We start from the raw sequence: 14054 nt of genomic DNA, 5'->3' as shown, positions 1-14054 counted from the left end.
GACACGAACGGCGAGCGTGCGCCGGTCGGCGTTCGACAGGTGTTGCAGGAAGGGAAATGAGTTCGAGCAAATCATTGGCAAACGCATCATCGGCCTCCTTGGCCTAGGTCAGCGATCCGAGCTCTCGGCCGGAGTGGCAGAGAACCATTGCGATTGAAAATCTCGACTGCTTAACACTGGAATGCTAGATCAGAACTTTATATGCCCGGTTGGGGGGCTGCGCTCCCCATTACCGGTGTGGCGGGTGTATCCGCTGAATGGGTATAGCAACGAGCCATCACCCTGTCTAATTTTTTCCGGCCCGGTTTGCTACCGCCGGTCGTCTGAGCATATCTCGCTGAGGATAACAATCGACAGGGGGGAGGAATGGGCTTGCAAAATCGGCTCGACGAGTCCCGGTTACTGTCCGTTCCTGTGCTGTCCATGCAATCTCAAGCGGGTATGAGCAGCTTCAGCGTTCGACTCACGACTGCCCAAACATCCGACTAATCGACTGGACAGTAAATCGCCCCAGGCGAATGATGCAAGCCAGCTGCATCGGAACAGACCTCGAATAAAAACAACGGAGGGTCGCCTACCGACTATGAACATTCTCTACGATGAACGCGTCGACGGTGTCCTGCCTGACGTCGACAAACAGGCGCTGCTGCACGCCCTGCAGACTCGCTTGCCTGACCTGGAAATCCTGCACCAGCGCGAAGCGCTCAAGCCGTACGAATGCGACGGACTCTCGGCTTATCGCACCACGCCCATGCTGGTGGTGCTGCCGCGCCACATCGATCAGGTCCAGGGCGTGCTTCGAGTCTGCCATGAGCGGCGTGTACCGGTGGTGGCTCGCGGCGCGGGCACCGGGTTGTCCGGCGGTGCGCTGCCGCTGGAAAAAGGCGTGCTGCTGGTGATGGCGCGCTTCAACAACATTCTGCACATCGACCCCGCCGCCCGCACCGCCCGGGTTCAGCCGGGGGTACGCAACCTGGCGATTTCCCAGGCGGCTGCGCCCTTTGGCTTGTATTACGCGCCGGACCCTTCCTCGCAGATCGCCTGTTCCATCGGCGGTAATGTGGCGGAAAACGCCGGTGGCGTGCATTGCCTGAAGTACGGGCTGACCGTGCACAACCTGCTCAAAGTCGACGTGCTAACCGTAGACGGCGAACCTCTGAGCCTGGGGTCCCAGGCCCTCGATGCTCCGGGTTTCGATCTGCTCGCGTTGTTCACCGGCTCCGAAGGCATGCTCGGGGTGATCACCGAGGTCACGGTCAAGCTGCTGCCCAAACCACAAACCGCCAAAGTGCTGCTGGCCGCCTTCGATTGCGTCGAAAAGGCTGGCCGTGCGGTCGGTGACATCATTGCCGCCGGCATCATCCCGGGCGGCCTGGAGATGATGGACAACCTGGCCATTCGCGCCGCCGAAGACTTCATTCACGCCGGCTACCCGGTGGACGCCGAAGCGATTCTGTTGTGTGAACTCGATGGCGTGGAAGCCGACGTCCACGATGACTGCCACCGCGTGCGCCAGGTGCTGGAACAGGCCGGCGCCACCGAAGTGCGCCAGGCTCGGGATGAGGCTGAACGCGTGGGTTTCTGGGCCGGGCGCAAGAATGCGTTTCCGGCGGTGGGCCGCCTCTCACCGGATTATTACTGCATGGACGGGACAATCCCGCGCCGCGAACTGCCTGGGGTGCTGCACGCTATCGCGGCGTTATCGACCGAGTACGGCCTGCGGGTAGCGAATGTTTTCCACGCCGGCGACGGCAACATGCACCCGCTGATCCTGTTCGATGCCAATCAACCGGGCGAACTCGACCGCGCCGAAGCCCTGGGCGGCAAGATCCTCGAATTGTGCGTGAAGGTCGGCGGCAGCATTACCGGTGAACACGGTGTGGGTCGCGAGAAGATCAATCAGATGTGCGCCCAGTTCAATAGCGATGAGCTGACCGTGTTCCACGCCGTCAAAGCCGCCTTCGACCCCGGCGGATTGCTCAACCCCGGCAAGAACATCCCGACGTTGCATCGATGCGCCGAGTTTGGCGCCATGCACGTTCATCTGGGTCAGGTGCCCTTCCCCGACCTGGAGCGTTTCTGATGCGCAGCGCCCCCCCTATCGACGCCAGCGCAGCGCTGCTGGAGCAGGTCAACCAGGCGCTGAACGACGCCACGCCGCTGCGTATCCAGGGCTCCAACAGCAAGGCGTTCCTCGGCCGCGCTGTCACCGGGGAAGTCCTCGACACCCGCGCCCACCGGGGCATCGTCAGCTACGACCCGACGGAACTGGTGATCACCGCCCGTTGCGGCACGCCCTTGGCGGAGTTGGCAGAAGTACTGGACGCCGCGCACCAGATGCTGCCTTGCGAACCGCCCTCCTTCGGTGAACACGCCACCGTCGGCGGCATGATTGCCTGCGGACTCTCGGGACCGCGACGCCCCTGGTCAGGATCGGTCCGCGACTTTGTCCTCGGGACGCGGGTCATCACCGGACAGGGCAAGCATTTGCGCTTCGGCGGCGAGGTCATGAAGAACGTCGCCGGCTACGATCTGTCGCGCTTGATGGCCGGCAGTTACGGCGCACTTGGGGTGGTGACCGAAGTGTCCCTCAAGGTCCTGCCCAAACCACGGCAAACCTTGAGTATCAGCCTGGAAATGGACACCGACCGTGCCTTGCTGCGCCTGGCGGAATGGGGGCAGCAACCGCTGCCGATCAGCGCGGCGTGTCACGATGGCCAGCGCCTGCACCTGCGGCTCGAAGGGGGCGAAGGCTCGGTGGCGGCGGCCCATGAGCGCTTGGGCGGCGAGTTGCTGGACGCGGCCTACTGGCAAGACCTGAACGAACACCGGTTGAGTTTTTTCGATGAGGAACTGCCCCTTTGGCGCCTGTCCTTGCCGCACAACACGCCCCGACTGGCGCTGCCAGGTACCCAATTGATCGACTGGGGTGGCGCCCAGCGCTGGCTCAAATCCGACGCCGACGCGAGGGTCATTCGCGCGGTGGTCGAAAAAGCCGGCGGGCATGGGACCTGCTACCACCCGGGCCTGATTGACAGTCCCTTCCAACCGCTGCCCGACACGTTGATGCGCTACCACCGGAACCTGAAGCAGCAACTCGATCCACGGGGCATCTTCAACCCCGGTCGCCTGTACGCGGAGCTTTGAACCATGCAGACCACCTTGAGCGAAGACGCCCGCCGACTGCCGCGCGCCGAAGAAGCCGAACGCATCCTGCGCAGTTGCGTGCACTGCGGTTTTTGCAATGCCACTTGCCCGACCTATCAACTGCTGGGCGATGAACTGGATGGCCCGAGGGGGCGCATCTACCTGATCAAGCAGGTGCTCGAAGGCAATGAAGTCACGCAAAAGACCCAGCAACACCTGGACCGGTGCCTGTCCTGCCGTAACTGCGAAACCACCTGCCCCTCCGGCGTCGACTATCACAATTTGCTCGACATCGGCCGGGCGGTGGTCGACGCGGCAGTACCGCGCCCACTCAGTCAGCGTTTGCTGCGCGAGAGGTTGCGCAGCGTCGTTCCCAATCCCGCCCTATTCAACCTGCTGATCGGCAGTGGCCAGCTATTTCGGGCATTGTTGCCCAACACCTTGCAGGCCAAGTTGCCTCGCCGCGTCTACCCGCCCAAACCGCGCCCGACCACGCGCCACGCCCGCCAGGTATTGATGCTTGAGGGCTGCGTGCAACCGAGTCTGTCCCCCAATACCAACGCCGCCACGGCGCGGGTGCTGGATCGCCTGGGGATCAGCGTCATATCCACCCGCGAGGCAGGCTGCTGCGGTGCGGTGGATTACCACCTCGACGCTCAGGCTGCGGGCCTTGAGCGTGCCCGCCGCAACATTGATGCATGGTGGCCGAGCATTGAAAACGGGGCCGAGGCCATTGTGCAAACCGCCAGCGGCTGCGGGGCCTTTATCAAGGATTACGGCCACCTGCTCAGCACTGACCCGGCGTATGCCGACAAGGCGCACAGGGTCAGTGCCCTGGCCAGGGACCTGGTTGAAGTGCTGCGCGGCGAGCCGCTGGATAAGCTCGGTGTACACAGCGACCAGCGCCTGGCGTTCCACTGCCCCTGCACCTTGCAGCACGCGCAAAAACTCGGCGGAGCCGTTGAAACCCTGCTGACAAGCCTGGGCTTCAACCTGACCGCGGTTCCCGACGGCCACCTGTGCTGCGGCTCGGCGGGCACCTATTCGCTGACCCAGCCCGAATTGTCGCGGCAACTGCGCGATAACAAGCTGAATGCGCTGGAAAGCGGACACCCAGACGTTATCGTCACCGCCAATATCGGCTGCCAGTCCCACCTCGACGGCGCGGGACGCACCCCGGTCAGGCACTGGATCGAACTGGTCGAGGCCGCGTTGCCCTCGCAGGTACTGGAGAATCCTTGCGGCTGCACGCATCGAAGCCCACAGCAAACTAGCCGGGGCGCAATGCCTGGATTGAATCGCCCCCCTGTGGTAATGGAATGGACGCCCCCTTCCTAACGGCATCTATGTGCCAAAGTTAAAGTGTTACCCACACTTAGCGGAAGGGAGCGTCCTCATGAAGCTTACGACTGTTTCGGTTGACTTGGCAAAAGCTGTGTTTCAACTTCACGCGATCGATCAACAAGGAAAAACAGCGCTAAGGAAGCAGCTTAAACGTGAACAGGTTGTCCCTTTTTTTGCCAACCTGGAGCCCTGCCTAGTGGGCATGGAGGCATGTGGCGGAGCCCACTATTGGGCAAGAAAACTGCAGGCACTTGGTCATACGGTCAAGTTAATGGCTCCGCAATTTGTGAAGCCCTACGTGAAGTCGAACAAAAACGATGTAGCTGACGCAGAAGCGATCTGTGAAGCCGTTACTCGGCCCAACATGCGCTTTGTGCCGATCAAGACGGTAGAGCAGCAAGCTATTTTGGCGGTGCATCGCGCACGGCAAGGGTTTGTAAAGGCCAGAACGGCACAAGCTAATTCGATTCGTGGGCTCCTTGGAGAATTTGGCGTGGTCTTGCCTCAGGGCATTCGACATATCGTCGAGCGTTTGCCGGATATTTTGGAAGATCATGAAAACGCTCTTCCTGAATCGTTACGCCAACTGATGCAGCGCTTGATGGAGCATTTCAAAGAGCTGGATCGACAGGTCGTCGAGTTGGAACGAGAGATTCAACAATGGCATCGCAGCAATGAAGACAGCTGCCGCCTGGCAGAAATCCCAGGCGTTGGCCCACTCACTGCAACCGCGCTAGTGGCGTCAGTGGGTGACGCGAAAAACTTCAGTAACGGTCGGCAAATGGCGGCATGGTTGGGGTTAGTACCACGACAACACTCCAGCGGAGGAAAGCCCACGGTGTTGGTGATCAGTAAACGGTGCGATGGTTATTTACGCACCTTGCTGATTCATGGCTCACGCTCGATAGTGCGAGTGGTGGAGAGCAAGACAGATCCTTCGGCGGATTGGCTGAAGGGGTTATTGGCTCGTCGTCACACCAACGTTGCTGTCGTTGCACAGGCTAATAAAACGGCCCGGATAGCCTGGGCATTATTGGCCCATGGCGGCAAGTTCCGACCCGACTACACCCCCGACGTAACGGTGGCGTAGCCGGCCCGGTGGAATGAAAAAGTGATGCGTTAGAAGGAGTACTTCCAAGGTTGCTCAGGCGATCATGACGTGATGGCAAGACAGGTAGGACCGGGATCGGGTAACTCTGCCCCGCTCACAGCGCTTCGAGCGCGTTGTGGTGATAAGAGCCCGATCAGCGAATTCCATCAGGGACAGAGGCACCGCCTCACTTAAAGTCCGGATGTATGGCTGCAACCTTATCCCGTCTGTGTTTTCACGAATTGAGTGCTTGGCATACTGGGGGCGTCCATGTATGAGCGGGCTTGCCCCGCGCTGGGCTGCGTAGCAGACCCAAAACCAGGCGCTGCGGTTTACCTGACAGAACACAGGGATCCTGATTGGGGCTGCTTCGCAGCCCAGCGCGGGGCAAGCCCGCTCACCACAGCAAGCCCGCTCACCACAAGTAGGGTGTTCGCCCTTAACTGACGGGCCCGGCGCAAACCAAGGGTGCTCAGGCGGCCCAAGCCCCCTGTATGACGTTTTGTCAGCCGATCTGTATCTAACGCGCGCCCTGCTCCCGCACTACCATCACGCGCATTCGACCTGCGCAACGACGCGCTCAACCTACAGGAGTTAACCCATGCCCGAACTGTCGAGCCTGCTGGCTTATGGCCTGATTTCCCTTGGCATGGTGCTGACGCCCGGCCCGAACATGATCTACCTGATTTCGCGCTCGATCTGCCAGGGGCCGCTGGCCGGGTTGATTTCACTCGGCGGCGTGGCGCTGGGTTTCGTCGTGTATATGCTGTGTGCGGCGCTGGGGATTACCGCGTTGCTGATGGCGGTGCCGTATGCGTATGACGCACTCCGGCTCGGCGGTGCGCTTTACCTGTTGTACCTGGCCTGGCAAGCGGTCAAGCCCGGCGGGCGCTCGGCGTTTCATGTGCGCGACTTGCCCAGGGACGGCCCACGCAAGCTGTTCATGATGGGCTTTGTGACCAACCTGTTGAACCCGAAAGTCGCGGTGATGTATCTGTCATTGCTGCCCCAATTCATCTCCCCCACTGGCCACGGCAGCGTGCTGACACAATCCATCGTGCTGGGGTTTACCCAGATCATGATCAGTGTGAGCGTGAATGCGGTGATCGCCATCATGGCCGGTTCCATCGCGACGTTCCTGGCGGCCAAGCCGGTATGGCAACTGGTGCAGCGCTGGCTGATGGGGACGGTGCTGGCTGGCCTGGCGGTGCGCATGGTTTTTGATGCGCGGCGTTGAAGACGGGGTTTGAGGGCACTGTGGTAATGGAATGGACGCCCCCTTCCTAACGGCATCTATGTGCCAAAGTTAAAGTGTTACCCACACTTAGCGGAAGGGAGCGTCCTCATGAAGCTTACGACTGTTTCGGTTGACTTGGCAAAAGCTGTGTTTCAACTTCACGCGATCGATCAACAAGGAAAAACAGCGCTAAGGAAGCAGCTTAAACGTGAACAGGTTGTCCCTTTTTTTGCCAACCTGGAGCCCTGCCTAGTGGGCATGGAGGCATGTGGCGGAGCCCACTATTGGGCAAGAAAACTGCAGGCACTTGGTCATACGGTCAAGTTAATGGCTCCGCAATTTGTGAAGCCCTACGTGAAGTCGAACAAAAACGATGTAGCTGACGCAGAAGCGATCTGTGAAGCCGTTACTCGGCCCAACATGCGCTTTGTGCCGATCAAGACGGTAGAGCAGCAAGCTATTTTGGCGGTGCATCGCGCACGGCAAGGGTTTGTAAAGGCCAGAACGGCACAAGCTAATTCGATTCGTGGGCTCCTTGGAGAATTTGGCGTGGTCTTGCCTCAGGGCATTCGACATATCGTCGAGCGTTTGCCGGATATTTTGGAAGATCATGAAAACGCTCTTCCTGAATCGTTACGCCAACTGATGCAGCGCTTGATGGAGCATTTCAAAGAGCTGGATCGACAGGTCGTCGAGTTGGAACGAGAGATTCAACAATGGCATCGCAGCAATGAAGACAGCTGCCGCCTGGCAGAAATCCCAGGCGTTGGCCCACTCACTGCAACCGCGCTAGTGGCGTCAGTGGGTGACGCGAAAAACTTCAGTAACGGTCGGCAAATGGCGGCATGGTTGGGGTTAGTACCACGACAACACTCCAGCGGAGGAAAGCCCACGTTGTTGGGGATCAGTAAACGGGGCGATGGTTATTTACGCACCTTGCTGATTCATGGCTCACGCTCGATAGTGCGAGTGGTGGAGAGCAAGACAGATCCTTCGGCGGATTGGCTGAAGGGGTTATTGGCTCGTCGTCACACCAACGTTGCTGTCGTTGCACAGGCTAATAAAACGGCCCGGATAGCCTGGGCATTATTGGCCCATGGCGGCAAGTTCCGACCCGACTACACCCCCGACGTAACGGTGGCGTAGCCGGCCCGGTGGAATGAAAAAGTGATGCGTTAGAAGGAGTACTTCCAAGGTTGCTCAGGCGATCATGACGTGATGGCAAGACAGGTAGGACCGGGATCGGGTAACTCTGCCCCGCTCACAGCGCTTCGAGCGCGTTGTGGTGATAAGAGCCCGATCAGCGAATTCCATCAGGGACAGAGGCACCGCCTCACTTAAAGTCCGGATGTATGGCTGCAACCTTATCCCGTCTGTGTTTTCACGAATTGAGTGCTTGGCATACTGGGGGCGTCCATGTATGAGCGGGCTTGCCCCGCGTTGGGCTGTGCAGCAGCCCCAAAACCAGACGCTGTGCGCTATCGGGTATACCGCATTTGTCTTCATTGGGGGTGCTTCGCACCCCAGCGCGGGGCAAGCCCGCTCACCACAAGTTAAGAGTAGTCCTCGATCACGTGGGGTGTGGAGGTGCAATCTCGAATGCGTTATCGGGTGAGCCTGCGCAAGCTTATTGTGGTGAGCGGGCTGCTGTGGTGAGCGGGCTTGCTGTGGTGAGCGGGCTTGCCCCGCGCTGGGGTGCGAAGCGCCCCTATTGAAGACGACTGCGGTGAATCAGGCACGCCCCTGGCACCAACGCTTACAGTGAGACGCAACGTCTCACGGTCTCGTCGCTACCGCGTGCGATCTGGCATGGCGCGTCTCGTTTGACCTCGATGCCGGCCATCCTTGGGTGTTCATTCGGCGGCTCTAGGAGAGGGGCGTCCAGGCGTTTTTGCACAGCTGGCACCGGCCTTGCTCTGGCCACTGGCAACCCACCCGGCGCGCCAGTGCCAACCGTTTCAAGGAGACTTCGCTATGAGCCTTTCGAGCAACTCGCAACGCAGCATGCGTGCCGCTGTCTGGCACGGTCGTAACGACATCCGCGTCGAAGACGTGCCGCTGCCCGTTTCGCCGCCTGCCGGTTGGGTGCAGATCCGCGTGCAATGGTGCGGCATTTGCGGGTCCGATCTGCATGAGTACGTGGCCGGACCGGTGTTCATCCCGGTTGACGCTCCGCACCCGCTGACCGGGATTAAGGGCCAGTGCATTCTCGGTCATGAGTTTTGTGGCGAGATCGTCGAACTCGGTGCCGGCGTACAGGGTTTCAGCGTCGGCGAGCCGGTGGCGGCCGATGCCTGCCAACATTGCGGCACCTGCTACTACTGCACCCACGGGCTCTACAACATTTGCGAAAACCTGGCCTTCACCGGCCTGATGAACAACGGCGCCTTCGCAGAACTGGTCAACGTGCCCGCCAACCTGCTGTACAAGCTACCGGCGAACTTCCCCGCTGAAGCCGGGGCGCTGATCGAGCCGCTGGCCGTCGGCATGCACGCGGTGAAAAAAGCCGGAAGCCTGCTCGGGCAAAACGTCGTGGTGGTCGGTGCCGGCACCATCGGCCTGTGCACCATCATGTGCGCCAAGGCGGCGGGCGCGGCCCAGGTGATCGCGCTGGAAATGTCCGGCGCGCGCAAGACCAAGGCCCGGGAAGTGGGCGCGACCCATGTGCTCGATCCGAATGAATGCGACGCCCTGGCCGAGGTCCGCCGCCTGACCGGCGGGCTCGGCGCGGACGTCAGTTTCGAATGCATCGGCAACAAACACACGGCCAAACTTGCCATCGACCTGATCCGCAAGGCTGGCAAGTGCGTACTGGTGGGCATCTTCGAAGAACCCAGTGAATTCAACTTCTTCGAGCTGGTGGCCACGGAAAAACAGGTACTCGGCGCGCTGGCCTATAACGGGGAGTTCGCCGACGTGATCGCGTTTATCGCGGATGGGCGGCTGGACATCTCGCCGCTGGTGACGGGGCGCATTCAGTTGGAGCAGATCGTGGGGCAGGGCTTTGAGGAGTTGGTTAAAAACAAGGAACACAATGTGAAGATCATTGTGTCGCCTGCCAGGGTCTGACGCGCGCGCTGACCGCCGCAGTCTTTGCCCCGCTCCCGACTCCCCAAGCAAGACAGAGAAGGGGAGTGGGGGGCGTGTGGGCACGACTGAAAAACTCGGCCCGTCGAGATCACCGTGAGGTCGTGCGTGAGCGTGACGTGGCGATAACCGCCCCCGTAATGATCAACACCGCGGGAATCATCAGGATCGGCTTGGCATCGCTTTGCCCCACGGCAATCAGCAGCAGCGTGGAGAACAGCGGCGCCAGGTAAGACAGGGCGCCCAGCATCGATAGGTTTCCGTGCTTGGTCGCGTGGTCCCAGGCGAAAAAAGCCAGGCCCACAGGGCCCAGCCCCAGGGCGATGATTGCGGCCCACTGGCCCGGCTCAGGCCGCACCGTGGTTTCGAAAGCCAGGTGACAGAGCCCGCCGGCCAATGCCACCAGCCCGCAGATCCCCCCGATGATGCTGCTCGGAACATGGCTGAACCGCCGGTTGAACACCGAATACATCGCCCAGACCCAGGCACACGCAAAGGCTGCGGCGTAACCGATCACCGGCATCGACGCACTGTCACTCCGGGCCCGCAGCTGCATGATGAAGGCCGTCCCCGCCAGGCCGAGCAAGGCGCCCAGCAGCTGGCGCTTGCGCAGCGACTCGCCGGTGGCAAAGCTCGACAGCAGCACGATCAGCAGCGGCCACAGGTAGGCAATCAGGCTGGCTTCAGCCGCAGGCGCGGCCTTCAACGCAAAGAAATACAACGCGTGATAGACAAAGATCCCGGCAAACCCCGTGGCCCACACAGGCCAGGGCTGGCGCCAGCTGCTGAACCCTGCTGCGCCACGCATCCCCAGCACGCACAGGCTGGCCACGAACGCGACCGCGAAGCTCAACGCCAGCAACTGAAAGGCCGGGATCCCGGCGGTCAACGTGGTCAGAAGCGCCAGGCACGCCCACAAAAATACGGCAATCACCCCGACCAGCGTCGCACTGGCGGCGCCCTTGGCAAGGGTGATGGATGGGTTGGAAGTACTCATGCAAGCCCCGTCTGCGGATAATCCTCAAGCGGGAACAATAGAAAGGTCGAGAGAGCGAGTATTGATCAGGCCCGCCAAAGAATTGTTCGGGACTGCTGTTTTTTCAGTGATCTCGCCCTTGTTTACGCACCACAGCCGGCGTCAGATGGCGGGCTTTCTTCAGGGCATGGGTTAACGCACTCTGGTCGGCGTACCCGGCGCGATGCGCAATATCAATAATCGACAAAGACGTTTGGCGCAGCAGGTCAATGGCCAGATTCAGGCGCAAGTTCGCGATATGCGAGAACGGCGTCGTGTTCAGGTGCTGCCCAAACAGCACATACAAACGCCGCTCACTGGTGCCCGCATAACGCGCAATATCATGCACCGTCAGGGCGCTGCCCAGGTGCTGCTCAATGTAGGCCAACGCACGAGCGAGAATGAACTGACCGGGATCGCTCCGCGCAACCTCGGGCTGCAATAACGAACACAACAGCAACCGACTCCAGGACTCGGCCATCGCGAGCGAGCCGACCAACTGTGGCCCGTTGCTGCTGGCGTAATCGAGCAAATGCCGTATATCGGGCCTGACCGCAAAAAAGCGCTTGTCGTTGAGTGGGTCAAATGACGCAACCGTACCCTTCTGCGCCTCGTCACGCTCGGTCGAGACGTCCAGCACCAGGAAACGGTTATGGGTGTTGGCCAGGAACGTATGCCGGGAACCCGCAGAAATCACCACCCCCTGGCTCGCATCGACCTTGCCACCTCGCCCGTCGACCTCAATCTCCATCGACCCGGATTGAGGGAGCACGATTTGATGGAAGTCGTGCTGGTGAAGCTCGACCTGACCTGAGTAGGAGCGTAATGAGAGGGAGAGCGATTGGGGGGCGGTGGTGCTCATCCGTGAGTCTCCGGGGGTGAGGGGGGTATCGTATGTCAGGGTTCTGGTTGGATGCCAGACTGTATGTGGGGGGAGGGATTTTGCTGGGCTTAGGGTTGTGTTTATGAGGACGTTAAGGCGTGTGATTCAAAGGTGCGAGAGGGGGGGCATTGCGGCGGGAGGAGGACAGCGGTAAACCGTCAGAAACAAGAAAGCCCGCACAGGGCGGGCTTCTTGAGGTGTTTCGTAGACTGTCTGAGACAGCCAGAAACTAGTATGTGGTGCACCCGGCGGGATTCGAACCCACGACCCCTGCCTTCGGAGGGCAGTACTCTATCCAGCTGAGCTACGGATGCTTGTGCGGGCGACATCATACCCATGTCGACCTTGGGCGTCCATGCCGGTCTTTGGCCGTTCAAACGTAGGCATTTGCCGCGCGGAGGCCCTGCGCCGGGCGCCGTTGGTCAACACGGCGGAACGGGCTCGAATCACGCTGATCAGAAAAATCCGGCAAATGCGCCGTTTTCGTTCTTTTTTTCGAACAGACTATTGCCCTGTACCCCCATTGATCCTAGGATTCGTTTGAGATTTCAAACGCTCTGACTCTCGTGCGCTATTCACTGATCGCGCGCGCGGGGGCTGATTTCCCTGACGGCAGCCCACAAGGCGCCTTTCAACAACTCTAATTCGCTCCGCGTGCGCGCGGTGCTGTTAAGGAAAGCCGACATGCAGCTCAAAGATTCCCAGTTGTTCCGCCAGCAAGCCTTTATCGATGGCGCTTGGGTGGATGCGGACAACGGCCAGACCATCAAGGTCAACAACCCTGCCACGGGCGAGATTATCGGCACCGTGCCAAAGATGGGCGCTGCGGAAACCCGCCGCGCTATCGAAGCTGCCGACAAGGCGCTGCCGGCCTGGCGTGCGCTGACCGCCAAGGAGCGCGCCAACAAGCTGCGCCGTTGGTTCGAGCTGCTGATCGAAAACCAGGACGATCTCGGTCGCCTGATGACCCTGGAACAAGGCAAGCCATTGGCCGAAGCCAAGGGCGAAATTGTCTACGCCGCGTCCTTTATCGAGTGGTTCGCCGAAGAAGCCAAGCGCATCTATGGCGACGTGATCCCCGGCCACCAGCCCGACAAGCGCCTGATTGTGATCAAGCAGCCTATCGGCGTGACCGCCGCCATCACCCCGTGGAACTTCCCGGCTGCGATGATCACCCGTAAAGCCGGCCCGGCCTTGGCCGCCGGTTGCACCATGGTGATCAAGCCAGCCTCGCAAACCCCGTTCTCGGCCCTGGCCCTGGTTGAGCTGGCGCACCGTGCCGGTATCCCGAAAGGCGTGCTGAGCGTGGTCACCGGCAGTGCCGGCGATATCGGCGGCGAGCTGACCAGCAACCCGATCGTGCGTAAATTGTCCTTCACCGGCTCGACCGAAATCGGTCGCCAGTTGATGGCCGAATGCGCCAAGGACATCAAGAAAGTTTCCCTGGAGCTGGGCGGCAACGCGCCATTCATCGTGTTCGACGACGCGGACCTGGATAAGGCCGTCGAAGGCGCGATCATCTCCAAGTACCGCAACAACGGCCAGACCTGCGTCTGCGCCAACCGCCTGTACATCCAGGATTCGGTGTACGACGCGTTCGCCGAAAAACTGAAAGTCGCGGTGGCCAAATTGAAGATCGGCAACGGTCTGGAAGAGGGCACCACCACCGGTCCGCTGATCGACGAAAAAGCCGTGGCCAAGGTCCAGGAACACATCGCCGACGCCCTGAGCAAAGGCGCCAAGCTGTTGGCCGGTGGCAAGGTCATGGAAGGCAACTTCTTTGAGCCGACCATCCTGGTCGACGTGCCGAAGAACGCCGCCGTCGCCAAGGAAGAAACCTTCGGCCCGCTGGCGCCGCTGTTCCGCTTTAAAGACGAAGCCGAAGTGATCGCGATGTCCAACGACACCGAATTCGGCCTGGCGTCCTACTTCTATGCCCGCGACCTGGGCCGTGTGTTCCGTGTGGCCGAAGCCCTGGAATACGGCATGGTCGGGGTCAACACCGGGTTGATCTCCAACGAAGTGGCGCCGTTCGGCGGCATCAAGGCTTCGGGCCTGGGCCGTGAAGGCTCCAAGTATGGGATCGAGGACTACCTGGAAATCAAATACCTCTGCCTGGGCATCTAAGCCCCGTAAGAGATTGCAGCAAACGCAAAGGGCACGAGAGCGCTGACCCTTTGCGTGTTTCACACCGTTATTCGTAGTGGCCGGGAAAGCTGTGGCAGTCGATCATCGCATGCTGCCGTAGTTG

Annotated in this window: 9 protein-coding genes, 1 tRNA gene and 1 pseudogene; 8 read left to right on the top strand and 3 right to left on the bottom strand. The window is 60.5% G+C overall.

Annotated features, from left to right (window positions below; translation table 11 throughout):
- Nucleotides 1–583 precede the first annotated feature (583 nt).
- The 7 genes and pseudogenes from glcD (at nucleotide 584) to AC07OP_RS25355 (ending at nucleotide 9887) form a co-directional block, all read left to right on the top strand.
- Nucleotides 584–2083, top strand: a complete 1500-nt coding sequence (gene glcD / locus AC07OP_RS25385; protein ID WP_495102969.1) for a glycolate oxidase subunit GlcD — start codon at nucleotides 584–586, stop codon at nucleotides 2081–2083.
- On the top strand, nucleotides 2083–3147 hold the full coding sequence (gene glcE / locus AC07OP_RS25380) for a glycolate oxidase subunit GlcE (RefSeq protein ID WP_495102970.1): 1065 nt from the start codon (nucleotides 2083–2085) through the stop codon (nucleotides 3145–3147). The genes glcD and glcE overlap by 1 nt, the downstream gene beginning before the upstream one ends.
- Before the next feature lie 3 nt (nucleotides 3148–3150).
- Nucleotides 3151–4365: pseudogene (gene glcF, locus AC07OP_RS25375) on the top strand (glycolate oxidase subunit GlcF); the annotation flags it as partial.
- 178 nt (nucleotides 4366–4543) lie between these two features.
- A complete protein-coding gene (locus AC07OP_RS25370; RefSeq protein WP_495109920.1) occupies nucleotides 4544–5581 on the top strand; it encodes an IS110 family RNA-guided transposase in 1038 nt (345 codons plus the stop codon).
- 601 nt (nucleotides 5582–6182) lie between these two features.
- Nucleotides 6183–6818, top strand: a complete 636-nt coding sequence (locus AC07OP_RS25365) for a LysE family translocator (RefSeq protein ID WP_027607878.1) — start codon at nucleotides 6183–6185, stop codon at nucleotides 6816–6818.
- Between the two features lie 108 nt (nucleotides 6819–6926).
- Nucleotides 6927–7964 (top strand): IS110 family RNA-guided transposase, encoded by a 1038-nt coding sequence (locus AC07OP_RS25360; protein WP_495103286.1) that lies wholly within the window; start codon nucleotides 6927–6929, stop codon nucleotides 7962–7964.
- An 858-nt stretch (nucleotides 7965–8822) separates the two neighbouring features.
- A complete protein-coding gene (locus AC07OP_RS25355; RefSeq protein WP_227451536.1) occupies nucleotides 8823–9887 on the top strand; it encodes a 2,3-butanediol dehydrogenase in 1065 nt (354 codons plus the stop codon).
- 109 nt (nucleotides 9888–9996) lie between these two features.
- Here the strand turns inward: AC07OP_RS25355 and yddG are convergent, their stop codons facing one another.
- The 3 genes from yddG to AC07OP_RS25340 form a co-directional block, all read right to left on the bottom strand.
- On the bottom strand, nucleotides 9997–10902 hold the full coding sequence (gene yddG, locus AC07OP_RS25350) for an aromatic amino acid exporter YddG (RefSeq protein ID WP_495103159.1): 906 nt from the start codon (nucleotides 10900–10902) through the stop codon (nucleotides 9997–9999).
- A gap of 103 nt (nucleotides 10903–11005) precedes the next feature.
- On the bottom strand, nucleotides 11006–11782 hold the full coding sequence (locus tag AC07OP_RS25345) for a helix-turn-helix domain-containing protein (RefSeq protein ID WP_495103160.1): 777 nt from the start codon (nucleotides 11780–11782) through the stop codon (nucleotides 11006–11008).
- Nucleotides 11783–12040: 258 nt separating this feature from the next.
- A tRNA-Arg gene (locus AC07OP_RS25340) sits at nucleotides 12041–12117 on the bottom strand.
- Nucleotides 12118–12487: 370 nt separating this feature from the next.
- On the opposite strand from AC07OP_RS25340, the gene gabD reads away from it, so the two are divergent.
- Nucleotides 12488–13930 carry an NADP-dependent succinate-semialdehyde dehydrogenase gene (gene gabD / locus AC07OP_RS25335; RefSeq protein WP_027607874.1) on the top strand — a complete coding sequence of 481 codons (1443 nt, stop codon included), beginning with the start codon at nucleotides 12488–12490 and terminating at the stop codon, nucleotides 13928–13930.
- Nucleotides 13931–14054 lie beyond the last annotated feature (124 nt).

The sequence above is a fragment of the Pseudomonas sp. GW821-FHT09D08 genome, from assembly GCF_059416305.1.
The sequence above is the reverse complement of the archived record's forward strand: the minus strand, read 5'-3'. Positions and strand labels throughout refer to the sequence as shown.

Coding starts and splice junctions, on each gene's coding strand:
- glcD (WP_495102969.1), top strand. CDS start 584: ATGAACATTCTCTACGATGAACGCGTCGACGGTGTCCTGCCTGACGTC.
- glcE (WP_495102970.1), top strand. CDS start 2,083: ATGCGCAGCGCCCCCCCTATCGACGCCAGCGCAGCGCTGCTGGAGCAG.
- AC07OP_RS25370 (WP_495109920.1), top strand. CDS start 4,544: ATGAAGCTTACGACTGTTTCGGTTGACTTGGCAAAAGCTGTGTTTCAA.
- AC07OP_RS25365 (WP_027607878.1), top strand. CDS start 6,183: ATGCCCGAACTGTCGAGCCTGCTGGCTTATGGCCTGATTTCCCTTGGC.
- AC07OP_RS25360 (WP_495103286.1), top strand. CDS start 6,927: ATGAAGCTTACGACTGTTTCGGTTGACTTGGCAAAAGCTGTGTTTCAA.
- AC07OP_RS25355 (WP_227451536.1), top strand. CDS start 8,823: ATGCGTGCCGCTGTCTGGCACGGTCGTAACGACATCCGCGTCGAAGAC.
- yddG (WP_495103159.1), bottom strand. CDS start 10,902: ATGAGTACTTCCAACCCATCCATCACCCTTGCCAAGGGCGCCGCCAGT.
- AC07OP_RS25345 (WP_495103160.1), bottom strand. CDS start 11,782: ATGAGCACCACCGCCCCCCAATCGCTCTCCCTCTCATTACGCTCCTAC.
- gabD (WP_027607874.1), top strand. CDS start 12,488: ATGCAGCTCAAAGATTCCCAGTTGTTCCGCCAGCAAGCCTTTATCGAT.